Source organism: Streptomyces sp. NPDC104371, assembly GCF_055583785.1.
Window position 1 is genome coordinate 818,852 of sequence record NZ_JBVJNF010000002.1, and the last position, 24,942, is coordinate 843,793.

Genomic DNA, 24,942 nt, shown 5'->3' on the forward strand with positions numbered 1-24,942 from the left:
CCCTGATGAACCCTTAAGCCCGCACTGAGAGAACGATGAGAACCCGCGTTCCGTGCGCGCGTACAGCGGGACGCCCGCCGTCCCTGGGGGTCGGCGGGCGTCCTGGTGAAGTCAGGCGTCTCGTGAAGTCACAGGAGAGCGCGGGGAGTTCGGCGTCAGGCGGCCGAACCCGCCTTCCACTGGGCCCAGTCGAGGTTCCAGCCGTTGAGGCCGTTGTCCGGGGCGACCATCTTGTCGCCGGTGTTCTTGACGACCACGACGTCACCGACGAGCGAGTGCTCGAAGAACCACGCGCCGGGGGTGTTCGGGTCGTTCGCGCCCTTGGCGTCCGACAGGCCGACGCAGCCGTGACTGGTGTTCGCCACGCCGAAGACGCCGCCGCCCCAGTAGCTGCCGTGGATGAAGGTGCCGGAGGTGGTCAGGCGCATGGCGTGCGGCACGTCCTTGATGTCGTACTCGCCCTTGCCGTCGCCGTCCTTGAAGCCGACCGTCGCGCCGTTCATCCGGGTCTCCTTGAACTTCTGGGAGATCACCATCTGACCCTGGTACGTCTTGTTCTGCGGCGAACCCGCGGAGATCGGGATGGTCTTGACGACCTTGCCCTCCTGGGTGACCTTCATCTGCTTGGTTGCCGCGTCGACGTACGAGACCTGGTTGCGGCCGATCTTGAAGGTGACCGTCTTCTGCTGCACGCCGTACACACCGCTCGCGCCCTCGACACCGTCCAGGTCGAGCTTCAGGGTGACGGTGGAGCCGGACTTCCAGTAGTCCTCGGGACGGAAGTCGAGCCGGTTGGCGCCGAACCAGTGACCGACGACCTCCTGGCCGCTGCTGGAGGTCACGCTGATCTTCTTCTGGACGGCGGCCTTGTTGCTGATCGCCTTGTCGAAGTTGATCGAGACCGGCATGCCCACGCCGACGGTGGAGCCGTCCTCCGGCGTGAAGTTGCCTATGAAGGAGTGGGCCGGGGCGACGGTCGTGAAGGAGGCGTTCTCGTGGGCCTCGCGGCCCGAGGAGTCCTTGGCCGTCACGGCGACCTTGTAGGTGGTCGCCCGCTCCAGCTTGGCGCTGGGGGACCAGCTCTTCTTGTCGGCGGATATCTGCCCGTCGACGGCCGTGCCGGACGCGGTGGTCATGGAGACGTCGGTCAGCGTCCCCTTGGCGACCGTGATCTTGGCGGCGTTGTTGATGGAGGCGTTGTCGGAGCCGTCCGCGGGAGCGATCTTGATCTGCGCCTCGGAGGCCTTCTCGGCCGCCGCCTCGTCCACCTTGGCCTGCGAGGTGGCGTCGCCGTTACCGGCCGCTTCGCTGCCCCCGCTGCATGCCGTGAGTACGAGCATCCCGCCGAGCAGTGCGGACGCGGTCGACAGAACCTTGCGCCGCCTACTGTCCGTCTTCACACGCTTCTCCATCATCGCCGAATTCCCGTAAAAGCCCGTGGGCCCCCGCAGCAGCCTCAACGCTCCGACCGGTTCGTCCCGTTCCTCGTTCCGGAAGATGTGGGGAACGCCACGCCGGACGAGGGATACGCGGCCGGACCCGGACGCGCGGGACACCAGGGAGCGCCTTGAGAGACGACAGGACCCCGGGTGTCGGTTGCCACCCGGGGTCACGATTTCCCCAAGACTTCTCAGCCGAGTCGGACCACCTCCCCTTCCTCGGCGTCGTCCGCCTCGTCCTCCGCGTCGAGGGCCCAGTCCGGCGAGTCCGGGTCGTAGTCGATCGACTCGCTGCTCCAGGAGGCCTGGGCGAGTTCGACTCCCGGCAGGGCGCCGAGCAGGTCGGAGGGGTCTACGAGGTAGGCGAGGGCCTCGGCGGCGTCGTCCGCGACCGCGCCCTCGGTGTACGCGCGCTCGCCCTCGGGCATGTCCGGATCCTCGGCGATCCGGCACAGCGCGGCCTTGGTGACGGCGTCCGCGTCGTCGACCTTGACGACCAGCTCCGTACGAATGCGGACATACCGTGATGTCTCTGGAGTACTCATGGCGGGCAGCGTACGGCCCGGAGCAAGCCGGGACGGGCCGCGACTTTCCCGCGGCCCGCGCCTTTCACTAGCATCGACCCACACGCCAATTCGCAAGCGTCACAAGAGGATCGGTATTTGGTGTCCGCCGCGCGTCGATCGTCATCCACCCCCCGCAGGACGTTGCTCACCGCCACCCTCGCGGGAACCCTGCTGGGGGCCCTGTGGTTCGTCCCGTCCGCGGGTGCCGCCCCGGACCCCTCCGGACAGCCGGCCACGACCGGGAGCACCGCCGCGGAAGCGGCGAGCACGCAGACCCGACTCGCCGACACGGGAGCCGTGGACACGACCCCGTACGTGGTGGGCGGGACGCTCTTCCTGTGTCTGGGCGCGGGGTTCGTGACGTACTCGGTGCGCAGGGAGCGCCTGGGGACGTCCTAGTAGTCCGTACTGCAACCGCGTAGGACCTGCTCCGGGGGCCGCCGTCGTCATCGCGTCGGCGGCCCCCGTCATGGTGCTCGGGCCTGCACTCAGGCCAGCGGTCCGGTGACCCGCTCGACGGCCGACACGAGCCGACCCGCCCGTACGAACCCGTCCGCCGCCGCGAGGTCCGGGGCCAGGAAGCGGTCCGGGCCAGGCCCCTCGGCGCCCGCCTCGCGCAGCGCGTCGATCGCCGCGCGGGTGGCCGGGGCCGGGGTCAGCCCCTCGCGCAGTTCGACGGCCCGCGCCGCGGTGTACAGCTCGATCGCCAGCACCCGGGTCAGGTTGTTCACGGCCGTGCGCAGCTTGCGCGCCGCCGACCAGCCCATCGAGACATGGTCCTCCTGCATCGCGGAGGACGGGATGGAGTCGGCGGAGGCCGGGACCGCGAGCCGCTTCATCTCGCTGACCAGCGCCGCCTGGGTGTACTGAGCGATCATCAGGCCCGAGTCCACGCCCGGGTCGTCGGCCAGGAAGGGCGGCAGGCCGTGCGAGCGGTTCTTGTCGAGCAGGCGGTCCGTGCGGCGCTCGGCGATCGACGCCAGGTCCGCCGCGGCGATCGCGAGGAAGTCGAGGACATAGGCCACCGGCGCGCCGTGGAAGTTGCCGTTGGACTCGACGCGCCCGTCCGCGGGCAGGACCACCGGGTTGTCGACCGCCGAGGCCAGTTCGCGCTCGGCGACCAGGCGGGCGTGCGCCATGGTGTCCCGGCCCGCGCCCGCGACCTGCGGGGCGCAGCGGACCGAGTACGCGTCCTGCACGCGCGGCGCCTCGTCCTGGTGATGGCCGGTCAGACCCGAGCCCTTGAGCACCGCGAGCATGTTGGCGGCCGACGCGCCCTGGCCGGGGTGGGGGCGGATCGCGTGCAGCTCGGGCGCCAGGACCCTGTCCGTGCCGAGCAGCGCCTCCAGCGAGAGCGCCGCGGTGACGTCGGCCGACTTGTACAGCGTCTCCAGGTCCGCGAGCGCCATGATCAGCATGCCGAGCATGCCGTCCGTGCCGTTCAGCAGGGCGAGGCCCTCCTTCTCGCGCAGCTCCACGGGGGCGATGCCGTGCGCGGCGAGGAGTTCGGCGGCGGGCCGTACGGTGCCGTCGGGGCCCTCGGCGTCGCCCTCGCCCATGAGCGTCAGGGCGCAGTGGGACAGCGGGGCCAGGTCGCCGGAGCAGCCGAGCGAGCCGTACTCGTGCACGACCGGGGTGATGCCCGCGTTGAGGATGTCCGCCATGGTCTGCGCGACCTCGGGGCGCACGCCGGTGTGTCCCGAGCAGACGGTCTTCAGCCGCAGGAACATCAGGGCGCGTACGACCTCCCGCTCGACCCGCGGGCCCATGCCGGCCGCGTGCGAGCGGACGATGTTGCGCTGCAGCCGGGTGCGCAGCTCCTGGCCGATGTGCCGGGTCGCCAGCGCGCCGAACCCGGTGCTGACTCCGTAGACGGGGTCCGGCTTGGCCGCCAGCGCGTCCACGACCGCGCGGGCCTCCGCGAGGGCCGTGAGGGCCTCTTCGGACAGCTCGATCCGGGCGTTCGCGCGGGCCACGGCGAGCACGTCGGACGCGGTGACTCCGGACGTCCCCACCACCACAGTGTGCATATCCATATTCAGGAGCGTACGCAGTGAATTCGATGATGTCACTAGGTGATTGACGAGCTGCCCCTCACCCGATCGACGGAGTTCGGGGGCGGTCCGGCGAGACGGCCGCGCTCAGGACGGGCGCCCGCGGAACCGACGGCGCTCGCCCGCGGGCGGAGGCGTGTCGGCCAGCCGCACCACCGGATCCTCGGGCCCCTCGCGCCCCGCGACCACGGGTTTCGCGGCGCCCAGGGCCTTGGCCCGGTACTGGGCCGCGTCCGCGAGGCGGAACAACCGGCGGCCCGAGCGGACCGGCCCGATGGGGTCCAGGGTCGAGGCGACCCCGCAGGCGACGCCGTCGCCCAGCTCCAGTTCGGCCGCGCGACGGCAGACCTCGTCGGCGATCCGGACGACCTCGTCGGCCGACGGACCGACGGCGAGGAGACAGAACTCGTCCCCGCCGAGCCGGGCGACCAGGGTCTCCGGCAGCATGGCGCCGCACAGCGAGAGCACGGACCCGAAGCGTTCCAGCAGCCGGTCGCCCACGGCGTGCCCCTGGGTGTCGTTGACCCGCTTGAGCCCGTTGAGGTCACAGACGACGAGCGAGACGCCGATCCCCTCCTCGCGGTGCCGCTCGATCGCCTCGTCCAGACGTACGTCGACGGCGCGGCGGTTGGCGAGTCCGGTGAGGGAGTCGGTGAAGGCCAGCCGCCGGGCCTCCTCCAGGCGTTCGGTCTGGGCGATACCGGCGGCGACGACCGAGGCGAGAACGGTCGCGAACTCGGCGTCGGCGGGGTCGAAGACGGGCGCACCAGCCGGGCGGGCCACATACAGCTCGCCCCAGGCACGGCCGTGCAGCACCAGCGGCGCGACGACACAGCAGCCGCGCCGACGCCGACGCAGGGCGGCCACGCGCTGGTGGAAGTACCCGGCGTGCTCCGCGGCCTGGCCCTCCGCGGTCTCCACCCAGGCGCTCGCCCCGCCGCCGCCCGCCCAGCGCTCGTGCAGGAACTCGGTGATCTCCGGGAACTGGTGCACGGGGTACGCCTCGTGCTCCGGGAACTCCTCCTCGCCCGGCGCCAGCTCCCCCACGTTGGCCAGGACCCGCAGCCGCCCCAGGTCACGCTCCCACACGGAGAGCGCGGCGAAGTTCCCGGCGAGCGCCCGGCACGCGCCGAGCGCGGCGGCCTGCCAGGACTCGCGCGGAGCCTGCGCGGCGGCCATCCCCTGCGCCAGCGCCACCACGGCCCTCAGCCGACTGTCCTCACCCATTCCCCCAGGCTAAGGGCTGTCCCGTAATCCCTGGCGGGCGCGCAACGACGGCTACGGCACCTCGGGGCGCTGTCGGAATGTCCGGATACGTCCGGTGGCTGCTCGCCGGGTCGCTGAAGGGTGGCTACTCGCCCGGCCACTGCGGGCTGCGCTTCTCGTTGAACGCCGCCACTCCCTCCGCCCGGTCCCCGGAGAACGCCACCGAGCGCCATGCCGCGTCCTCGACCTCGAGACCGGCGCGCAGGTCCAGGCCGTGCCCCAGCCGCAGGGCGCGCTTCGCGGCGCGCAGGCCCACGGGGGAGTTCGCAGCGATACGGGCCGCCAGGGCGAGCGCCTCGGCGCGGTCCTGGCCCTCCGCCACGAGGTCGTCGACCAGGCCCAGCTCCCGCGCCTCCGCGGCCTCCAGGCGCCGCGCGGTGAAGATCAGCTCCGCCGCGCGCGCCGCGCCCACCCGGCGGGGCAGCAACTGCGTGCCCCCGCCGCCAGGGATCACGCCGACGGACACCTCGGGCAGCCCGACCACCGCCGTGCGGTCCGCCACGATCAGGTCGCAGGAGAGCGCCAGTTCGAAGCCGCCGCCGAGGGCGAAGCCGTGCACGGCGGCGAGCGTCGGCATCGGCAGCTCCAGGACGCCGGTGTAGGCGGCGCGCGCGAGGGGCCGCTGGCGCATCAGGTCGGCGTCCGTGAAGGAGTTGCGCTCCTTCAGGTCGGCGCCCACGCAGAAGGCCCGCTCGTGCGTCGACGTCAGCACGGTCACCCGGGCGTCCCGGTCGGCGGCCAGATGCGCGCACGCCTCCGTCAGCGAGCGCGCCATCTGCGTGGACACCGCGTTCATCGCCTTGGGCCGGTCGAGCGCCAGCTCCGCGACGTACCCGTGCCGTCGTACGACGACGTGTTCGCCGAACCGCCGCTCGTCGCCCTGCTCCGCCATGACACCCTCCCGGTTAACGCGGGTTAACAACCTGTGCGTCGATCATCGCAGCCGAAGCCGCCCCGGCGGAAGCCTCATGGAGTTCCCGTGAGAGGGAACCGCACACCCCCGTTCGGGTGACATCCGGGCCGTCTCCGCCTCCCTGGCCGCCCCCGGCCCATAGCCTGCGCACCGTCATGACCCACATGACCCATGGGGGGAGTGCGGACACATCGGGGAAGGGCGACCATGACGGACACGGCCACCACGCCGACGACGCACGACGCTGCCCTTCGCCGCCGGTCCGCGGGCCGACACCGCAAGCCCCGGCCCCGGCGCATGGCCCGCACCGTCGGGGGGCTGGCGCTCGCCGCCGGGGCGTTGAGCCTCGTACGCCTCGCCTCCCCGTCGGCGACGGGCGGCAGTCAGACCGTCGAGACCGAGCCCAGGATCGACCCCACCGGGGTCGCCACCAGCGCGGCGGACCCGCTCGCCGCCACACCGCGCCCGCGGCCCGCGAGCCGCTCGGCGACCGCCGTACCGGGCGAGGCGAGCGCGCGCCCGAGCCCGAGGGCGCGCACCACACAGCGCCCCGCCTTGTCGGCCCCACGCCTGAGCGACCCCGCGACCGGTATCCCCGAGGCACCCTCGACCCCCACGGCCGCACGGACCCGCGGCCTCCCGAGCCCGACGGCACCCGCGCCGCCGCGCCCCGCCCCCGTACCGTCCCCCACCACGACCACCCGCGCCCCGGCCCCGACCCCCGCCCCGCACCCGAGCGCCTCGGACCTGTGCGTCCCGGTCATCGGGCTGTGCGTCACCGACCTGTCCCCGTCGAACGGTTGAGGCAGCGAGAGCGAGGAGGCAGGACGGGCTACGACGGCGTTCCGTCGCGCCGCGCCAGCAGCCAGGGTTCGATCACGCCGAGACCGCGCACCGGGCGCTGCCACATGGGCTGGAGCGCGAACCGGTAGGAGGGCGGCTCCTCGCCTTCCTTCTCCGCGGTGGTCACGGCCTCGGCGGCCTCCGCCTCGGAGGCGGGCGCCTCGGCCGTACGGATCAGCTCCTCCGCGAACGCGCCGTCGACCAGGACGGCGTCCCGCGGGGCTATCGAGGTGAGCCGGCTCGCCAGGTTCACCGTCGTACCGAAGACATCGCCCATGCGGGTGGTCACCGTGCCGAAGGCTATGCCCACGCGCAGCTCCGGCATGGTCTCGTCGTGCGCCATCGTCTCGATGAGCCGCAGGGCGATCTCCCCGGCCGTACCGGCGTCGTCCGCCACGTACAGCACCTCGTCGCCCAGGGTCTTGATCAGCCGTCCGCCGTGCGCGGCGACCAGATCGGCCGCGGTCGTCTCGAACGCCTCGACGAGTTCGCCGAGTTCCTCTTCCTCCAGGCGACGGGTCAGCCGCGTGAACCCCACGAGGTCCGCGAAGCCGACCGCGAGCCGGCGGTCGACCATCTCCTCGTCGTCCGCGGCCTGGACGACCCTGCCGGTCGACGCGGCGAGCTGGCGCCGCCAGACGTAGACGAGGAACTCCTCCAGCTCCGGCAGGAGCAGTTCGACCAGGGGGTACGTCACCTCGGTACGGGTCATGCCGGGCTCGGGGGGCTCGGTGAGGCCCTCCAGAAAGGAGTCGATCTGCCACTCGGCCAGCCGGGCGGTGGTCTGCCCCGTCGAACGGGCCACCTGCACCGCCATCGCCTCGCTCAGCAGGCCCGCCTCGACCAGACCGGCGAGGCGGCGCAGCGCCAGCACGTCGGCCTCCGTGAGCGCCTTGGCCTGGCCGATGTCCGCGAAGCCCATCGCCCGCCAGAACCGGGACGCCAGCTCCATCGAGACGCCCGCGCTGCGGGCCGCCTGGAAGGGGGTGTAGCGGCGCTCGGCGCCCAGGATGAGCTGTTCCAGGCGGAGCGCGAGAGGGTTCTCGTCGGATTCGGCCTCTGCGTCCCGCTCCGGCTCACCGTCGGGGGCGAGGGGTCCGCCCGTGCCCGAGCCCGTGTCGTCGACGGTCACGCGTGCTGCCCTTCCGATCTGCCGCGGTCAGGTATCGACCGCGGTCAACTCTACGGCAGGTGTGCGGTAGCTCACTCCTCAACCGGTTGCTTCCGGCGGCCCGACGCCTCCCGGGCGCTCGGCCCCGTTTGCCGAGGTGACCGCGTTCCGGGGCCGCGCCGCCGCCTCGCTAGGCCAGTCGCAGATGCACGATGTCCCCCGCGCCCACCGGTTCCTGCACCCCGTCCGCCGTCGCGAGCACCAGGCGGCCGTCGCCGTCGATCGCGACCGCCTCTCCGGTGAGGAAGCGGTCGCCGGGCAGTTCCGCCCGCACCTGGCGGCCCAGGGTCGCGCTGCCCGCCGCGTACGTCTCCTGGAGGCCGCTGGCCACCGGGTCGCCGCCCGCCGCGACCCAGCGGCCGTACCAGTCCTCCAGGGAGCGCAGCAGGGCCCGCAGCAGCGGGTCGCGGTCCGTGGTGCGGGCGCCCGCCAGGGCCAGCGAGCCCGCCGTGGGCACCGCGAGTTCCTCCGCGCGGACGGAGACGTTGATGCCGATGCCGATCACGATCCCGTGCTCGCCCGCGCGCTCGGCGAGGATCCCGCCCGCCTTGCGCTCCTCCCCGCCCACGGTGACGAGGAGGTCGTTGGGCCACTTGAGTGCCGTGTCCACGCCCGCGGCCCGCGTGAGCCCGGTCGCCACCGCCACCCCGGTCAGCAGCGGCAGCCAGCCCCAGCGGGCGACGGGCACCCCGGCCGGTTCGAGGAGCACCGAGAAGAACAGACCGGAGCGGGGCGGCGCCGTCCAGACGCGGTCGAGCCGGCCGCGGGCGGCGTTCTGCTCCTCGGCGACCAGGACCGTGCCCTCGGCGGCGCCACCGGACGCGGCGAGGGCGACGAGATCGGTGTTGGTGGAGCCCGTGCGGGGCACCACCTCGATACGGGTCCACAGCCCGCCCTCCCGCACCAGCGCCCGGCGCAGCGCGGTGGCGTTCAGGGGCGGTCGGTCCAGGTCGGACCAGCGGCCGGGGCCGCCGGATTCGTTCGCGTCAGAGGCGTCTCGGGGCGTCATGCAAGCCACCCTAGGTGTGTTGAACACCGCACTGCTGATCGGTAGGCACAGCACTACGCTACGGATGAGTAACCGTTCGCCCTTCTGAGCATCCTCCTAGCACCTCACCCCCCTCGTCCCCCATGAGCAAGCAGGGAGCCGCATCCCGATGGCAGAGCCGGAAGAGATCGACATCCACACCACCGCGGGCAAGCTGGCGGACCTCCAGCGCCGGGTCCAGGAAGCTACGCACGCCGGCTCTCAGCGCGCCGTCGAGAAGCAGCACGCCAAGGGCAAGCTGACGGCCCGTGAGCGGATCGAACTGCTCCTCGACGAAGGCTCGTTCGTCGAACTGGACGAGTTCGCCCGGCACCGTACGACCAACTTCGGGCTGGAGAAGAACCGGCCGTACGGCGACGGGGTCGTGACCGGTTACGGCACGGTCGACGGCCGTCCGGTCGCCGTGTTCTCCCAGGACTTCACGGTCTTCGGCGGCGCCCTCGGCGAGGTCTACGGCCAGAAGATCGTCAAGGTCATGGACTTCGCGCTGAAGACGGGCTGCCCGGTCATCGGCATCAACGACTCCGGTGGCGCGCGGATCCAGGAGGGCGTCGCCTCCCTCGGCGCGTACGGCGAGATCTTCCGCCGCAACACCCATGCCTCCGGTGTGATCCCGCAGATCAGCCTGGTGGTCGGGCCGTGCGCGGGCGGCGCGGTCTACTCCCCCGCCATCACCGACTTCACGGTGATGGTCGACCAGACCTCGCACATGTTCATCACCGGCCCCGACGTGATCAAGACGGTCACCGGTGAGGACGTCGGCTTCGAGGAGCTGGGCGGCGCCCGCACCCACAACACCGCCTCCGGCGTGGCCCATCACATGGCCGGGGACGAGAAGGACGCCATCGACTACGTCAAGCAGTTGCTGTCGTACCTGCCGTCCAACAACCTCAGCGAGCCTCTGGTCTTCCCGGAGGAGGCGGACCTGTCGGTCACCGACGAGGACCGCGAGCTGGACGCGCTCGTCCCGGACAGCGCGAACCAGCCGTACAACATGCACACGGTGATCGAGCACGTCCTGGACGACGCCGAGTTCTTCGAGACGCAGCCGCTGTTCGCGCCGAACATCGTCACCGGCTTCGGCCGGGTCGAGGGGCACCCCGTGGGCATCGTCGCCAACCAGCCGATGCAGTTCGCCGGGTGCCTCGACATCGACGCCAGCGAGAAGGCCGCGCGCTTCGTGCGGACCTGCGACGCGTTCAACGTGCCCGTGCTCACCTTCGTCGACGTGCCCGGGTTCCTGCCCGGCGTCGGCCAGGAGCACACCGGCATCATCCGCCGCGGCGCCAAGCTGATCTTCGCCTACGCCGAGGCGACGGTCCCGCTGATCACGGTCATCACCCGCAAGGCCTTCGGCGGCGCCTACGACGTCATGGGCTCCAAGCACCTGGGCGCGGACCTCAACCTGGCCTGGCCGACCGCCCAGATCGCCGTCATGGGCGCGCAGGGCGCGGTCAACATCCTGCACCGCCGCGCGATCGGCGAGGCGGACGAGCCGGAGGCCACCCGCGCCCGGCTGATCCAGGAGTACGAGGACACGCTGCTCAACCCGTACATCGCGGCCGAGCGCGGCTACATCGACGCGGTGATCATGCCGTCCGACACCCGGCGCCACATCGTCCGCGGGCTGCGCCAACTGCGGACGAAGCGCGAGAACCTGCCCCCGAAGAAGCACGGCAACATCCCCCTGTAGGCCCCCTGAGCTGTGGGAGCTGAGATGACGATCAAGGTCGTACGGGGCAACCCGACCCCGGAGGAGCTGGCCGCCGCACTGGCGGTGGTCCGAGCGCGCGCCGCGGCGGCGGCCTCCGTGCCGCCGGGCGCGGCGCGCGCACAGGACGCCTGGGCCGACCCGGCCCGCATCGCGGGCCACCGACTGCCCCAGCCGGGACCGGCGTCCTGGTCACGCACCTACTGGCCGGGCTAGCGCACCCAAGGGGGCGTGGGCGTGATCGTCCGCGCCCCCTGCGCGCGCTCGGGCGCAGGTCAAGTTGAGTACGCGTACTCAGGCGCCGGAGCACCTCGCCGCGTCACGATCGACGGCATGCTGTGGTCCGACCCCGAGAACGAGCCGCCCGACGAACTCCGTCGCGCTCAGGACATGTTGCGGCGGCTGGGGGTCCTCATGGCGCTGGCCATGGTGCTGGCGATGATCGTCATCGGCGCCCGATGAGGGGCGCGCGACCGAGGGGCGCCGATACGCTGAGCACATGACCGTTCAGCCCCGCCGCCGTCTCGTCCTCGCGTCCCAGTCCCCCGCCCGGCTCGGACTCCTCCGTCAGGCCGGATTCCGGCCCGACGTCGTGGTGAGCGGGGTCGACGAGGACGCCGTCACCGCCCCCACCCCCGCGGAACTCGCGCTCGCGCTGGCCGAGGCGAAGGCCTCCGTCGTGGCGGCGAAGCCCGAGCTCATGGGCGCGCTGGTGATCGGCTGCGACTCCGTGCTCGAACTGGACGGCGAGGCCCTCGGCAAGCCCGCGGACGCGGAGGAGGCGACGGCCCGCTGGAAGGCGATGCGCGGCCGTGCGGGCACGCTCCAGACCGGCCACTGCGTCTACGACACGGTCAGCGGCCGGTACGCGTCCGCCACCGCGTCCACCGTGGTCCGCTTCGGCGAGCCGACGGACGAGGAGATCGCCGCGTACGTCGCCTCCGGTGAACCCCTGTACGTGGCCGGGGCGTTCACGCTCGACGGCCGCTCGGCGCCCTTCATCGACGGCATCGACGGCGACCACGGCAACGTCATCGGCATCTCGCTGCCGATGGTGCGCCGACTCCTCGCCCAACTGGGCGTCCAGATCACGGAGTTGTGGGCGACCGACGAGGAGTGAGCCGGGCGGCGGTCAGGAGGCGACCGCCTCGGTGCCGCCGTTCTCCGGGGTCTTCGGGGCGTCGCTGTCGCCCGGCCCGTCGGTGCGCGCCGGGCGGTCGTACGTCATCAGGGTGAGCAGGATCAGCCCGAGCACGAGCATCATGCACGCGAACACGCCCCAGCCGAGCGGGCCGATCGCGAAGGCCCCGAGCAGCGCGTGCACCACGGCGGCGGTGACCAGCAGCACGCGCCAGAAGCCGGACGGAGCGCGGTCACGCACGGCGACCAGCAGCGCGGCCAGGGCGCACAGCGCGAAGTAGAGCCCGAAGACGACACCGGCCGCCTTCGACGACACGGACATCGTGTGCGGGTCGAGCCCGGCCAGGGACATGTCCTGCCGGTCGACGACCACACCGAGGAACCAGTTCACGAACGCGAGGCCGAGCGCCTCCACGAAGAGGACGGCCGCCACGACCCCCGCCACCGGCCTGCGGACCACCGACCCCACCCACCTTCGCGCGCGCCACGTGTTACCGCGAGTAGTTTTGAGATGCCCCGAACGCTACTCATGGGTAAACCACGGGGCAAGGGGTTCGGCGGAGGCAAAGAATCGTTGGGCCATTAGTAGGGACTCCACAAAGAAACACGAGCTGCGGCGGGACTAGTTCATAGAGACCTCGACCACGTCGGAGGGCTAGGGTTTTCCGGTGGATCCCCATGTGCGGCGGCGCGACAAGGGATTTCACAGCTTGAGTGAGCCTGGTTTCACGCTCCGTGTGGGCAAGCTCACCACTGGGGACGGGTCGAAACCTCGTGTCGGCAGTCCCTAAACTCGGCTTGTTTCAAGGAGAGGGAGCCATCGTGCGCAAGGTGTTGATCGCCAACCGTGGCGAAATCGCTGTCCGTGTCGCTCGGGCCTGCCGTGACGCGGGGATCGCGAGCGTGGCCGTGTACGCCGACCCGGACCGGGACGCCCTGCACGTCCGTGCCGCGGACGAGGCGTTCGCCCTGGGCGGTGACACCCCGGCCACCAGCTACCTGGACATCGAGAAGGTCCTTCAGGCCGCCAAGGACTCCGGAGCGGACGCCATCCACCCCGGCTACGGCTTCCTCTCCGAGAACGCGCACTTCGCCCAGGCGGTGCTGGACGCCGGGCTGATCTGGATCGGCCCGCCGCCGCAGGCCATCCGGGACCTCGGTGACAAGGTGGCCGCCCGGCACATCGCCCAGCGCGCCGGTGCCCCGCTGGTCGCCGGTACGCCCGACCCGGTCTCCGGCGCCGACGAGGTCGTGGCGTTCGCCGAGGAGAACGGCCTGCCGATCGCCATCAAGGCCGCCTTCGGCGGCGGCGGGCGCGGTCTGAAGGTCGCCCGCTCACTGGAAGAGGTTCCGGAGCTGTACGAGTCGGCGGTCCGCGAGGCCGTCGCCGCCTTCGGCCGCGGTGAGTGCTTCGTCGAGCGCTACCTCGACAAGCCCCGCCATGTGGAGACCCAGTGCCTGGCCGACCAGCACGGCAACGTGGTCGTCGTCTCCACCCGTGACTGCTCGCTCCAGCGCCGCCACCAGAAGCTGGTCGAGGAGGCCCCGGCGCCGTTCCTCTCCGAGGCGCAGACCGCCGAGCTGTACCGCGCGTCGAAGGCCATCCTCAAGGAGGCCGGCTATGTGGGCGCGGGCACCGTGGAGTTCCTCGTCGGCGTGGACGGCACGATCTCCTTCCTGGAGGTCAACACCCGGCTCCAGGTCGAGCACCCGGTCACCGAGGAGGTCGCCGGTATCGACCTCGTCCGCGAGATGTTCCGCATCGCCGACGGCGAGGAACTCGGCTACGGCGACCCCGAACTGCGCGGCCACTCCTTCGAGTTCCGCATCAACGGTGAGGACCCGGGCCGTAACTTCCTGCCCGCCCCCGGCACCGTGACCACCTTCGCCCCGCCGACCGGGCCCGGCGTGCGCCTGGACGCCGGCGTGGAGTCGGGTTCCGTCATCGGCCCGGCCTGGGACTCGCTCCTCGCCAAGCTGATCGTGACCGGCCGTACCCGCGAGGAGGCCCTCCAGCGGGCCTCCCGCGCCCTGGAGGAGTTCCAGGTCGAGGGCATGGCCACCGCCATCCCGTTCCACCGCGCGGTCGTCAAGGACCCGGCCTTCGCACCGGAACTGACCGGCTCCGCCGAGCCGTTCACGATCCACACCCGCTGGATCGAGACCGAGTTCGTCAACGAGATCAAGGCCTTCACGGCGCCCGCGGAGGCGGAGGCCGAGGAAGAGGCGGGCCGCGAGACGGTCGTCGTCGAGGTCGGCGGCAAGCGGCTGGAGGTGTCCCTGCCCTCGTCGCTCGGTATGTCCCTGGCGCGTACGGGGCTGGCTGCGGGCGCCAAGCCGAAGCGGCGGGCGGCCAAGAAGTCCGGCCCCCTCGCCTCCGGTGACGCCCTCGCCTCGCCCATGCAGGGCACGATCGTCAAGGTCGCCGTGGAGGAGGGCCAGGAGGTCAAGGAGGGCGACCTGGTCGTCGTCCTTGAGGCGATGAAGATGGAGCAGCCGCTGAACGCGCACAAGGCGGGCACCATCAAGGGCCTGGGCGCCGAGGTCGGCGCGTCCCTCACCTCCGGCGCCGTCATCTGCGAGATCAAGGACTGACGCAGGCGTAGGTAGTACGAGGCGCCCGGCGGACCCGCACAGAGCGGGTGCGCCGGGCGCCTCGCGTGGTCCCGTGGCTCAGCGGCGGCGCAGATCCGCCACGCGCGCGCGTTCTCCCGTGGGCGGCTCCCCCAGGACCGTCGCGCTGCGCAACTGCGGACCGCCCCCGGGACCCTGGCTGCGGCGCTGGCCGGGCAGGGGCACGTCCCGGCGCTGACGGCGCTCCGTGGGGGCGGGGTCGCCGCCGACCGTACCGCCGCCCGCGGCCCCGGCGACCGCGATCTGGACGCCCTGGTCGGCCAGGGCCTGGAGTTCGGTGGCCGCACGGTCGTCGTGCGCGGGCGGGTCGTCCGTCACCAGATGCGTGATGACGTCCGTGGGCACGGTCTGGAACATCGTGTCCGCGCCGAGCTTGGTGTGGTCGGCGAGGACGACGACCTCCGCGGCGGCCTGCACCAGCGCGCGGTCGACGGACGCCGAGAGCATGTTGGACGTGGACAGGCCGCGCTCGGCGGTGAGCCCGCTCCCGGACAGGAAGGCTCTGGAGACCCTCAGCCCCTGGAGGGACTGCTCCGCACCGCTGCCGACCAGGGCGTAGTTGGAACCGCGCAGGGTGCCGCCGGTCATCACGACCTCCACGCGGTTGGCATGGGCCAACGCCTGGGCCACCAGGAGGGAGTTGGTGACCACGGTCAGCCCCGGCACCCGGGCGAGCCGGCGTGCCAGTTCCTGCGTGGTGGTACCGGCCCCGACCACGACGGCCTCGCCTTCTTCGACGAGGCTCGCGGCGAGGTCGGCGATGGCCGTCTTCTCGGCGGTCGCGAGATGCGATTTCTGCGGAAAGCCGGACTCTCGCGTGAACCCGCCCGGCAGTACCGCACCGCCATGCCGGCGGTCGAGGAGTCCTTCTGCCTCCAGTGCGCGCACGTCCCGCCGTACGGTCACTTCGGAGGTCTGGACGACGCGGGCGAGCTCACGGAGCGACACGGCACCGTTCGCTCGCACCATTTCGAGGATCAATTGGCGACGTTCTGCAGCGAACACGAAACTGACAGTAACGCCGACGACCGTCTGGTTTCAGCAGTTTGCGCCGAATAACAGAAGTTGTTCGCAGCGGAGGGCGGGAGATGGTATAGGGGCCTGTCCCGCCCTCGACGCCGGTGATGTCAGGACTCGGCCGTGAGCTTCCGGGTGTGCAACTGCCGTGCCACCTCGGCGATCGAGCCCGACAGGGACGGGTACACGGTGAAGGCGTTCGCGATCTGTTCGACCGTCAGGTTGTTGTCGACCGCGATCGAGATGGGGTGGATCAGCTCGGACGCGCGCGGCGCGACGACCACGCCACCGACCACGATCCCGGTGCCGGGGCGGCAGAAGATCTTGACGAAGCCGTCGCGGATGCCCTGCATCTTGGCGCGCGGGTTACGCAGCAGCGGCAGCTTGACGACCCGGGCGTCGATCTTGCCCGCGTCGACGTCCGCCTGGGTGTAGCCGACGGTCGCGATCTCGGGGTCGGTGAAGACGTTCGAGGAGACGGCCTTCAGGTCGAGCGGGGCCACCGCGTCGCCCAGGAAGTGGTACATGGCGATACGGCCCTGCATGGCGGCGACGGACGCGAGGGCGAAGACGCCGGTGACGTCACCGGCCGCGTACACGCCCGGAGCCGTCGTACGGGAGACCTTGTCGGTGTAGATGTGCCCGGACTCGCGCAGCTTGACCCCGGCCTCCTCCAGGCCCATCCCGCTGCTGTTGGGGATGGCGCCGACGGCCATGAGGCAGTGCGAGCCCGTGATCACGCGGCCGTCGGAGAGGGTGACCTCGACCCGGTCGCCGACGCGCTTGGCGGACTGGGCGCGCGAGCGGGCCATCACGTTCATGCCGCGCCGCCGGAAGACGTCCTCGAGGACGGCGGCGGCGTCGGGGTCCTCACCGGGCAGCACGCGGTCGCGCGAGGAGACGAGGGTGACCTTGGAGCCGAGGGCCTGGTACGCCCCGGCGAACTCGGCGCCCGTGACACCGGATCCGACGACGATGAGTTCCTCGGGCAGCTCGTCGAGGTCGTAGACCTGGGTCCAGTTGAGGATGCGCTCGCCGTCGGGCTGGGCGTCGGGCAGTTCGCGCGGGTGACCGCCGGTCGCGATGAGCACGGCGTCGGCGGTGAGGGTCTCCTCGCTGCCGTCCGCCGCCCGGACGACGACCTTGCGCGAGCCGTCCAGGCCCTGCATGCCCTCCAGCCGGCCACGGCCGCGCAGGACCCGGGCGCCGGCGCGCGTGACGGACGCGGTGATGTCGTGGGACTGGGCGAGCGCGAGCCGCTTCACCCGGCGGTTGACCTTCCCGAGGTCCACCCCGACGACACGCGCGGTCTGCTCCAGCGGCGGGGTGTCGTCGGCGACCAGGATGCCCAGCTCTTCGTACGACGAATCGAAGGTGGTCATCACCTCGGCCGTGGCGATGAGGGTCTTCGAGGGCACGCAGTCGGTGAGCACCGACGCGCCGCCCAGACCGTCGCAGTCGACGACGGTCACCTCCGCCCCGAGCTGCGCGGCCACCAGCGCCGCTTCATATCCGCCGGGTCCGCCACCGATGATCACGATCCGAGTCACGTACCCCATTGTCCCGCACGTCCGGCGCAGTGCTCCCCCGGGGGAGGAGAGCGCCGGTTCCGACACCCCGGGGACGGGCGGGGTGCTGTCGTACCCTCGTCTCCATGTCGCTCTATGCCGCGTACGCCGGCAACCTCGACGCCCGGCTGATGTCCCGCCGCGCACCCCACTCCCCGCTGCGCGCCACCGGCTGGCTGAACGGCTGGCGGCTGACCTTCGGGGGCGAGCAGTGGGGCCTGCCCAGCTCGACCGCGGCCGAGGGCGCCGGGACCGGCTGGGACGGCGCGCTCGCGACGATCGTCGAGGACCCGCTCACCCAGGTCTTCGTCGCGCTGTACGACATCGCCCCCATGGACGAGGACTCCATGGACCGCGCGGAGGGCGTGAGCCTCGGCGTCTACCGCCGCCTGCGCGTCCGCGTGCACACGCTGGACGGCGAGGAGACGGCCTGGACGTACGCCCTGAACGGCTACGAGGGCGGCCTGCCCTCGGCCAGCTATCTGGGCGAGATCGCCGACGCCGCCGAGTCCGCCGGGGCGCCCCACGACTACGTGATGGAGCTGCGCAAGCGGCCCTGCTGACGGCCGGTCACCGGTGAGCCGAAGTGGCGCCGGAAGCGCACGGCGCGCGGTGGCGCCGGAAACGACAACACAACGATCGCGTTGCCGTCACCGCCCTCATCTACGCGCGTAGGCACCGACCGGTTACTCTCGTGCGCGTGAACGCATCTCTTCTTCCGGACGACATCCAGGGCGACCCCTACGCCGCCGCCGACACCGCCGCCGCGCGCCTGCGCGAGCTGACGGGCGTCGAGACCCACGACGTCGCCCTCGTGATGGGCTCCGGCTGGGCTCCGGCCGTCGACGCCCTCGGCGCACCCGAGGCCGAGTTCCAGGTCACCGAGCTGCCCGGCTTCCCGCCGCCGGCCGTCGAGGGTCACGGCGGCAAGATCCGCTCGTACCGGATCGGTGAGAAGCGGGCCCTGGTCTTCCTCGGGCGTACGCACTACTACGAGGGCCGCGGGGTCGCCGCCGTCGCGCACGGCGTCCGTACCGCCGTCGCCGCCGGGGCCAAGACCATCGTCCTCACCAACGGCTGCGGCGGTCTGGGCGAGACCATGCGCCCCGGCCAGCCGGTCCTGATCAGCGACCACCTCAACCTGACCGCGACCTCCCCGATCGTGGGCGCCAACTTCGTCGACCTGACGAACCTGTACTCGCCGCGCCTGCGCGCCCTGTGCAAGGAGGTCGACCCTTCCCTGGAGGAGGGCGTCTACGCGCAGTTCACCGGCCCGCACTACGAGACCCCGGCGGAGATCCGCATGGCCCGGGTCCTCGGCGCCGACCTGGTGGGCATGTCGACGGTCCTGGAGGCGATCGCCGCACGCGAGGCGGGCGCCGAGGTCCTCGGCATCTCCCTGGTGACGAACCTGGCCGCCGGGATGACCGGTGAGCCGCTGAACCACGAGGAGGTCCTCCAGGCGGGCCGCGACAGCGCGACGCGGATGGGCGGGCTGCTGGCGCAGGTGCTGGAGCGGATCTAGACCTGTCCTACGAGGCCGCCGACAACAGGTGACAGGCCTCGAAGACCTGTGACGGGCCTCGAAGACATCGAGCGTCTCTGACCACACAAGGAGAGGTTGACCCACGTGCACGACGAACTCATCGCACGGGCCAAGGCGTGGCTGGCCGAGGACCCCGACGCGGAGACCCGTGAGGAACTCGCCGAGCTCCTCGCCGCCGGGGACCACGAGGAGCTCGCCGCGCGCTTCGGCGGCACCCTCCAGTTCGGCACCGCCGGGCTGCGCGGCGAACTCGGCGCCGGGCCCATGCGGATGAACCGCTCCGTGGTCATCCGTGCCGCCGCCGGGCTCGCCGCGTATCTGAAGGCGAAGGGCCAGGGCGCGGGCCTCGTGGTCATCGGCTACGACGCCCGCCACAAGTCGGCCGACTTCGCGCGGGACACCGCCGCCGTGATGACCGGCGCGGGCCTCAAGGCCGCCGTCCTCCCGCGCCCCCTGCCCACGCCCGTCCTCGCCTTCGCCATCCGGCACCTCGGCGCGGTCGCCGGTGTGGAGGTCACCGCCAGCCACAACCCGCCCCAGGACAACGGCTACAAGGTCTACCTCGGCGACGGCAGCCAGATCGTGCCCCCCGCGGACGCCGAGATCGCGGCCGAGATCGACGCCCTCACCACCCTCGACGCGATCCCCCGCCCGGACTCCGGCTGGGAGCCGCTGGACGACAGCGTGCTCGACGCGTACCTCACGCGGACGGACACGGTCCTCGCGCCGGGCTCCCCGCGCACCGCGCGCACCGTCTACACGGCGATGCACGGGGTCGGCAAGGACGTCCTCCTCGCCGCCTTCGCCCGCGCCGGGTTCCCGGAGCCGGTCCTGGTCCCCGAACAGGCCGAGCCGGACCCCGACTTCCCCACCGTCGCCTTCCCCAACCCGGAAGAGCCCGGCGCCATGGACCTCGCCTTCGCGACGGCCCGTGCGTCGGACCCCGACCTGGTGATCGCCAACGACCCGGACGCCGACCGCTGTGCGGTGGCCGTCAAGGACGGCGAGAGCTGGCGGATGCTGCGGGGCGACGAGGTCGGCGCGCTGCTCGCCGCGCACCTGGTCGGGCGCGGTGCGCAGGGCACCTTCGCCGAGTCGATCGTCTCCTCCTCCCTCCTCGGCCGGATCGCCGAGAAGGCGGGCCTGCCGTACGAGGAGACCCTGACCGGCTTCAAGTGGATCGCCCGGGTCGAGGGGCTGCGCTACGGCTACGAGGAGGCCCTCGGCTACTGCGTCGACCCCGAGGGGGTGCGCGACAAGGACGGCATCACGGCCGCGCTGCTGATCACCGAACTCGCCTCCGTACTCAAGGAGTCGGGCACGCCGGGCTCCGCAGAGGGCGGCCGTACTCTTCTCGATCTCCTCGACGACCTCGCCGTGGAGCACGGGCTGCACGCCACGGACCAGCTCTCGGTGCGGGTCGAGGACCTGTCGGTCATCGCGAACGCGATGCGCCGCCTGCGCGAGCAGTCCCCGGCCCGGCTCGCGGGCCTGGCGGTCACCCGCTGCGAGGATCTCAGCGCGGGCACGGACAAGCTGCCGCCCACGGACGGGCTGCGCTACACGCTCGACGGCGCCCGTGTGATCGTCCGCCCCAGCGGTACGGAGCCGAAGCTGAAGTGCTACCTGGAGGTCGTGCTCCCGGTCGCCTCGCACGCCGACCTCCCGGCGGCCCGCGCGCGGGCGACCGAACTGCTGGCGGCGATCAAGCGCGACCTGTCGTCGGCGGCGGGCATCTGACCGAACGACCGAGGCCGCCGTACCCATGCCCTTGCCGGGCTCCGGGTACGGCGGCCTCGGTCGTCTCTTGAGCGGACTTCCTTCGAGGGGACGCCTGTTGCGGCTGGCGCGGGCGGTTCAGCCCACTATCAGCAGGATCGCCAGCAGCACCGCGCCCGCCACCGCGGGCGCCATCACCTCGTACGCCCAGCGCACCGTCGGCTCGCCCTGGGCGCGCTCGGACTTCTCGTGGCGGTCGGCCAGTTCGCGCAGGTCGTGCATGATCTTGTCGCTCTGCGCGCGGATGGGCGCCTCCGAGGCCGCGGCGGACGAGCCCGAACGGCCCTTCTTACCCGCCTGGGCGGCCTCCACGGTGGCCTTGGCCTGCCGCCGCGCCGCCTTCTTGCGGGCGCGCAGCGAGACGGGGACCGCCCAGATCTGGAACTTGGTGCCGGTCGTCACGATGACTTCGTTCGAGTAGCCCGAGCGGAGCGAGCCGACCGAGGACCAGGGCAGCACGATCACACGGAACGGGTTGCGGATGCGCAGCCGCTCCTCGTTCGCGTACACCGCCGGGCGCACGGTGAAGGCCATGATCAGCGGGATGAGCAGGATCAGCCCGGCGAGCGCCAGCCAGGGGGTACGGCCGTGCCCCGTGACCAGCGCGTCGATGCCGAGCCAGAGCACGAGGCCGAGCAGCAGCACGCCGCCCACGATTCCGGCGGGCGACCGGTAGATACGGTCCCGGGACTCGGGTGCCGAGGTGTCCGGCGCGGGCGACTGGCGATCGGGGGTCGTCATGGACTGATTCTGCACGACGGGTGTGAGGCACTCCCCGGCCGGTCCCGGCTGGTACGCAACCGTGGCCCGCGCGCCGCCCGGCCGTGTCCGGTCGCGAAGGCGGCGACCCACGCCCCCGGGCGGCCCCGGCGGGAGACCCTCCCCGGGGTGTACAGCCGCTACGCGCGTAGATATGCTCGCCTGGTGACCATGCCCCCTTCTGCACCCACTGCTGCACACGCACTCACGGACGTCACCGCGTCCGACAGCTCGCTGCGCCGCTTCCTCCATGGGCTGCCCGGCGTCGATGCGGTCGGCCTGGAGGCGCGCGCCGCCTCCCTCGGTACCCGTTCCATCAAGACCACCGCGAAGGCGTACGCCATCGACCTCGCCATCTCGATGGTCGACCTGACGACGCTGGAAGGCGCGGACACCCCGGGCAAGGTCCGGGCGCTCGGCGCCAAGGCGGTGCACCCCGACCCGACGGACCGTACGACCCCGACGACCGCGGCCGTCTGCGTCTACCCCGACATGGTGGCCGTCGCCAAGGAGGCCGTCGCGGGCTCCGGCGTGAAGGTCGCCTCGGTCGCCACCGCCTTCCCGGCGGGCCGCGTCGCGCTCGACGTGAAGCTGGCCGACGTGCGGGACGCCGTGGCCGCGGGCGCCGACGAGATCGACATGGTCATCGACCGCGGGGCGTTCCTCGCGGGCAGGTACATGAAGGTGTACGACGAGATCGTCGCCGTCAAGGAGTCCTGCGGGTCGGCCCGGCTGAAGGTCATCTTCGAGACGGGCGAGCTGTCGACGTACGACAACATCCGGCGCGCGAGCTGGCTCGGCATGCTGGCGGGCGCCGACTTCATCAAGACCTCGACGGGCAAGGTCGCCGTCAACGCGACCCCGGCCAACACCCTGCTCATGCTGGAGGCCGTGCGTGACTTCCGCGCGCAGACCGGCATCCAGATCGGTGTGAAGCCCGCGGGCGGTATCCGTACCTCCAAGGACGCCGTGAAGTTCCTGGTCCTCGTCAACGAGACGGCGGGCGAGGACTGGCTGGACAACCACTGGTTCCGCTTCGGCGCCTCCTCGCTGCTGAACGATCTGCTGATGCAGCGTCAGAAGCTGGCCACCGGCCGCTACTCCGGCCCCGACTACGTGACGGTGGACTGAGACCCCATGGACATGGAAATGCTGACATCCGCATTCGAGTACGCCCCCGCGCCCGAGTCCCGCTCGGTCGTCGACATCGCGCCCTCCTACGGCCTCTTCATCGACGGCGAGTTCACCGAGGCGGCGGGCGGCAAGGTCTTCAAGACGGTCAGCCCGTCCACCGAGGAGGTGCTCTCCGAGGTCGCCCAGGCCACCGCTGAGGACGTCGACCGCGCGGTGAAGGCCGCCCGCAAGGCGTTCGAGAAGTGGTCGGCGCTGCCCGGCTCCGAGCGCGCCAAGTACCTGTTCCGTATCGCCCGCATCATCCAGGAGCGCAGCCGTGAGCTGGCCGTCCTGGAGACGCTGGACAACGGCAAGCCGATCAGGGAGACCCGCGACGCGGATCTCCCGCTGGTCGCCGCGCACTTCTTCTACTACGCGGGCTGGGCCGACAAGCTGGATCACGCCGGGTTCGGCGCGAACCCCCGGCCGCTGGGTGTCGCGGGCCAGGTCATCCCGTGGAACTTCCCGCTGCTGATGCTGGCGTGGAAGATCGCCCCGGCGCTCGCGACCGGCAACACGGTCGTCCTCAAGCCCGCCGAGACCACGCCCCTGTCGGCGCTCTTCTTCGCGGACATCTGCCGCCAGGCGGGCCTGCCCAAGGGCGTCGTCAACATCCTTCCCGGCTACGGCGACGCGGGTGCCGCGCTCGTCGCGCACCCGGACGTGAACAAGGTCGCCTTCACCGGCTCGACCGCCGTGGGCAAGGAGATCGCCCGTACGGTCGCGGGGACGCGGAAGAAGCTCACGCTCGAACTGGGCGGCAAGGGCGCGAACATCGTCTTCGACGACGCACCCGTGGACCAGGCCGTCGAGGGCATCGTGACCGGCATCTTCTTCAACCAGGGCCAGGTCTGCTGCGCGGGCTCCCGGCTGCTGGTCCAGGAGTCGATCCAGGACGAGCTGCTGGACGCCCTGAAGCGGCGGCTCGGCACGCTCCGCCTGGGCGATCCGCTCGACAAGAACACGGACATCGGCGCGATCAACTCCGCCGAACAGTTGGCCCGGATCACCGCGCTCGCCGACCAGGGCGAGGCGGAGGGCGCCGAGCGCTGGTCGCCGGCCTGTGAACTGCCCACGTCCGGCTACTGGTTCGCGCCGACGCTGTTCACGAACGTCACACAGGCGCACACCATCGCCCGTGACGAGATCTTCGGCCCCGTCCTTTCGGTCCTCACCTTCCGCACGCCGGAGGAGGCCGTCGCCAAGGCCAACAACACCCAGTACGGCCTGTCGGCGGGCATCTGGACGGAGAAGGGCTCCCGCATCCTGGCGGTGGCGAACAAGCTTCGCGCGGGTGTCGTCTGGTCCAACACGTTCAACAAGTTCGACCCGACCTCGCCGTTCGGCGGCTACAAGGAGTCGGGCTTCGGCCGCGAGGGCGGTCGCCACGGCCTGGAGGCGTACCTCGATGTCTGAGAAGACCGAAACCACTGAGCGACTCTCCGTCTTCAAGACCTACAAGCTGTACGTGGGCGGGAAGTTCCCGCGTTCCGAGAGCGGCCGGGTGTACGAGGTGACCGACGCAAAGGGCAAGTGGCTGGCGAACGCGCCCCTCTCCTCCCGCAAGGACGCCCGGGACGCCGTGGTCGCGGCGCGCAAGGCGTTCGGCGGCTGGTCGGGGGCGACGGCGTACAACCGCGGTCAGATCCTCTACCGCGTAGCCGAGATGCTGGAGGGGCGGCGCGAGCAGTTCGTGCGCGAGGTCGCCGACGCGGAGGGCCTGTCGAAGGCGAAGGCCGCGGCGCAGGTGTCCGCGACGATCGACCGCTGGGTCTGGTACGCGGGCTGGACCGACAAGATCGCCCAGGTGGTCGGCGGCGGCAACCCGGTCGCGGGCCCGTTCTTCAACCTGTCGTCGCCCGAGCCGACGGGCGTGGTCGCGGTCCTGGCCCCCCAGGAGTCGTCGTTCCTGGGCCTGGTCTCGGTGATCGCCCCCGTGATCGCGACCGGCAACACGGCGGTCGTGGTGGCGTCGGAGCGGGCTCCGCTCCCCGCGCTCTCCCTGGGCGAGGTGCTGGCCACCTCCGACCTGCCGGGCGGCGTAGTGAACGTCCTCTCCGGCCGTACGGCGGAGATCGCGGCCCCCCTGGCCGCCCACCAGGACGTCAACGCGATCGACCTGGCCGGGGCCGACGAGTCCCTGGCGAAGGAGCTGGAGATCGCGGCGGCGGACAACCTGAAGCGCGTCCTTCGTCCACAGCCTGTGGACTACGCCGCGACGCCGGGCATCGACCGCCTGACGGCGTTCCTGGAGACGAAGACGGTCTGGCACCCGACGGGGTCGCTGGGCGCGTCGGGTTCGTCGTACTGACGCC

24 protein-coding genes are annotated in these 24,942 nt (G+C 71.8%); 13 read left to right on the plus strand and 11 right to left on the minus strand.

The genetic code is table 11. The features are described from left to right. Nucleotides 1-155 precede the first annotated feature (155 nt). Both ACZ60T_RS09495 and ACZ60T_RS09500 read right to left on the minus strand, forming a co-directional pair. Nucleotides 156-1,412, minus strand: coding sequence for a L,D-transpeptidase (locus ACZ60T_RS09495; protein WP_469665568.1), 1,257 nt, complete (start codon nt 1,410-1,412; stop codon nt 156-158). Nucleotides 1,413-1,630: 218 nt separating this feature from the next. After that, a complete protein-coding gene (locus ACZ60T_RS09500) occupies nt 1,631-1,984 on the minus strand; it encodes a hypothetical protein (protein ID WP_469665419.1) in 354 nt (117 codons plus the stop codon). Between the two features lie 120 nt (nt 1,985-2,104). Here ACZ60T_RS09500 and ACZ60T_RS09505 point away from each other — a divergent pair, with 120 nt between their 5' ends. Further along, entirely contained in the window at nt 2,105-2,404 is a 300-nt protein-coding gene (locus tag ACZ60T_RS09505) for a hypothetical protein (protein ID WP_365621432.1), read from the plus strand. 89 nt (nt 2,405-2,493) lie between these two features. On the opposite strand, the gene hutH is transcribed toward ACZ60T_RS09505, so the two are convergent. From hutH to ACZ60T_RS09520, 3 genes are all read right to left on the minus strand, one after another. Further along, a complete protein-coding gene (hutH, locus tag ACZ60T_RS09510) occupies nt 2,494-4,035 on the minus strand; it encodes a histidine ammonia-lyase (protein WP_365623025.1) in 1,542 nt (513 codons plus the stop codon). A 111-nt stretch (nt 4,036-4,146) separates the two neighbouring features. Continuing rightward, on the minus strand, nt 4,147-5,286 hold the full coding sequence (locus tag ACZ60T_RS09515; RefSeq protein ID WP_469665420.1) for a GGDEF domain-containing protein: 1,140 nt from the start codon (nt 5,284-5,286) through the stop codon (nt 4,147-4,149). A 124-nt stretch (nt 5,287-5,410) separates the two neighbouring features. Next, nucleotides 5,411-6,217, minus strand: coding sequence for an enoyl-CoA hydratase/isomerase family protein (locus ACZ60T_RS09520; RefSeq protein WP_469665421.1), 807 nt, complete (start codon nt 6,215-6,217; stop codon nt 5,411-5,413). Nucleotides 6,218-6,445: 228 nt separating this feature from the next. Between ACZ60T_RS09520 and ACZ60T_RS09525 the strand changes: the two genes are divergently transcribed. After that, nucleotides 6,446-7,042, plus strand: coding sequence for a hypothetical protein (locus ACZ60T_RS09525; protein WP_469665422.1), 597 nt, complete (start codon nt 6,446-6,448; stop codon nt 7,040-7,042). 28 nt (nt 7,043-7,070) lie between these two features. Here the strand turns inward: ACZ60T_RS09525 and ACZ60T_RS09530 are convergent, their stop codons facing one another. Together ACZ60T_RS09530 and ACZ60T_RS09535 are read right to left on the minus strand one after the other, a co-directional pair. Next, complete coding sequence (locus ACZ60T_RS09530; RefSeq protein WP_365621420.1) at nt 7,071-8,213, minus strand: adenylate/guanylate cyclase domain-containing protein; 1,143 nt, start codon at nt 8,211-8,213, stop codon at nt 7,071-7,073. Nucleotides 8,214-8,382: 169 nt separating this feature from the next. After that, nucleotides 8,383-9,261 (minus strand): biotin--[acetyl-CoA-carboxylase] ligase, encoded by an 879-nt coding sequence (locus tag ACZ60T_RS09535; RefSeq protein ID WP_365621418.1) that lies wholly within the window; start codon nt 9,259-9,261, stop codon nt 8,383-8,385. A 148-nt stretch (nt 9,262-9,409) separates the two neighbouring features. Here ACZ60T_RS09535 and ACZ60T_RS09540 point away from each other — a divergent pair, with 148 nt between their 5' ends. The 4 genes from ACZ60T_RS09540 (at nt 9,410) to ACZ60T_RS09555 (ending at nt 12,131) form a co-directional block, all read left to right on the plus strand. Next, a complete protein-coding gene (locus ACZ60T_RS09540; protein WP_469665423.1) occupies nt 9,410-10,993 on the plus strand; it encodes an acyl-CoA carboxylase subunit beta in 1,584 nt (527 codons plus the stop codon). A gap of 24 nt (nt 10,994-11,017) precedes the next feature. Then, nucleotides 11,018-11,227, plus strand: coding sequence for an acyl-CoA carboxylase epsilon subunit (locus tag ACZ60T_RS09545; protein ID WP_365621412.1), 210 nt, complete (start codon nt 11,018-11,020; stop codon nt 11,225-11,227). A 117-nt stretch (nt 11,228-11,344) separates the two neighbouring features. Further along, nucleotides 11,345-11,473, plus strand: coding sequence for a morphogenic membrane protein MmpB (gene mmpB, locus ACZ60T_RS09550; RefSeq protein ID WP_365621410.1), 129 nt, complete (start codon nt 11,345-11,347; stop codon nt 11,471-11,473). Between the two features lie 37 nt (nt 11,474-11,510). After that, nucleotides 11,511-12,131 (plus strand): Maf family protein, encoded by a 621-nt coding sequence (locus ACZ60T_RS09555; protein ID WP_469665424.1) that lies wholly within the window; start codon nt 11,511-11,513, stop codon nt 12,129-12,131. A gap of 12 nt (nt 12,132-12,143) precedes the next feature. On the opposite strand, the gene ACZ60T_RS09560 is transcribed toward ACZ60T_RS09555, so the two are convergent. Continuing rightward, entirely contained in the window at nt 12,144-12,620 is a 477-nt protein-coding gene (locus ACZ60T_RS09560; RefSeq protein ID WP_469665425.1) for a hypothetical protein, read from the minus strand. Nucleotides 12,621-12,973: 353 nt separating this feature from the next. On the opposite strand from ACZ60T_RS09560, the gene ACZ60T_RS09565 reads away from it, so the two are divergent. Next, nucleotides 12,974-14,746 (plus strand): acetyl/propionyl/methylcrotonyl-CoA carboxylase subunit alpha, encoded by a 1,773-nt coding sequence (locus ACZ60T_RS09565; protein WP_365621401.1) that lies wholly within the window; start codon nt 12,974-12,976, stop codon nt 14,744-14,746. Between the two features lie 78 nt (nt 14,747-14,824). Here the strand turns inward: ACZ60T_RS09565 and ACZ60T_RS09570 are convergent, their stop codons facing one another. Together ACZ60T_RS09570 and ACZ60T_RS09575 are read right to left on the minus strand one after the other, a co-directional pair. Beyond that, on the minus strand, nt 14,825-15,790 hold the full coding sequence (locus tag ACZ60T_RS09570; protein ID WP_469665426.1) for a DeoR/GlpR family DNA-binding transcription regulator: 966 nt from the start codon (nt 15,788-15,790) through the stop codon (nt 14,825-14,827). A gap of 122 nt (nt 15,791-15,912) precedes the next feature. After that, a complete protein-coding gene (locus ACZ60T_RS09575; protein WP_469665427.1) occupies nt 15,913-17,361 on the minus strand; it encodes an NAD(P)H-quinone dehydrogenase in 1,449 nt (482 codons plus the stop codon). Nucleotides 17,362-17,456: 95 nt separating this feature from the next. Here ACZ60T_RS09575 and ACZ60T_RS09580 point away from each other — a divergent pair, with 95 nt between their 5' ends. The 3 genes from ACZ60T_RS09580 (at nt 17,457) to ACZ60T_RS09590 (ending at nt 20,656) form a co-directional block, all read left to right on the plus strand. Then, entirely contained in the window at nt 17,457-17,933 is a 477-nt protein-coding gene (locus ACZ60T_RS09580; RefSeq protein WP_469665428.1) for a gamma-glutamylcyclotransferase family protein, read from the plus strand. Between the two features lie 137 nt (nt 17,934-18,070). Further along, nucleotides 18,071-18,895 (plus strand): purine-nucleoside phosphorylase, encoded by an 825-nt coding sequence (locus ACZ60T_RS09585; protein ID WP_365621389.1) that lies wholly within the window; start codon nt 18,071-18,073, stop codon nt 18,893-18,895. Between the two features lie 105 nt (nt 18,896-19,000). Next, the gene (locus ACZ60T_RS09590; protein WP_469665569.1) at nt 19,001-20,656 is read left to right on the plus strand and encodes a phospho-sugar mutase; all 1,656 of its coding nucleotides are present in this window, start codon (nt 19,001-19,003) and stop codon (nt 20,654-20,656) included. Nucleotides 20,657-20,773: 117 nt separating this feature from the next. Here the strand turns inward: ACZ60T_RS09590 and ACZ60T_RS09595 are convergent, their stop codons facing one another. Further along, a complete protein-coding gene (locus ACZ60T_RS09595; RefSeq protein WP_365621383.1) occupies nt 20,774-21,436 on the minus strand; it encodes a PH domain-containing protein in 663 nt (220 codons plus the stop codon). Between the two features lie 189 nt (nt 21,437-21,625). Here ACZ60T_RS09595 and deoC point away from each other — a divergent pair, with 189 nt between their 5' ends. The 3 genes from deoC to ACZ60T_RS09610 are packed head-to-tail and all read left to right on the plus strand — an operon-like array spanning nt 21,626 to nt 24,938. Beyond that, nucleotides 21,626-22,585 carry a deoxyribose-phosphate aldolase gene (gene deoC / locus ACZ60T_RS09600; protein WP_469665429.1) on the plus strand — a complete coding sequence of 320 codons (960 nt, stop codon included), beginning with the start codon at nt 21,626-21,628 and terminating at the stop codon, nt 22,583-22,585. A gap of 21 nt (nt 22,586-22,606) precedes the next feature. Continuing rightward, the gene (locus tag ACZ60T_RS09605; protein ID WP_469665570.1) at nt 22,607-24,043 is read left to right on the plus strand and encodes an aldehyde dehydrogenase family protein; all 1,437 of its coding nucleotides are present in this window, start codon (nt 22,607-22,609) and stop codon (nt 24,041-24,043) included. Beyond that, nucleotides 24,036-24,938, plus strand: a complete 903-nt coding sequence (locus ACZ60T_RS09610) for an aldehyde dehydrogenase family protein (RefSeq protein WP_365621377.1) — start codon at nt 24,036-24,038, stop codon at nt 24,936-24,938. Before ACZ60T_RS09605 ends, ACZ60T_RS09610 begins: the two co-directional genes overlap by 8 nt. Nucleotides 24,939-24,942 lie beyond the last annotated feature (4 nt).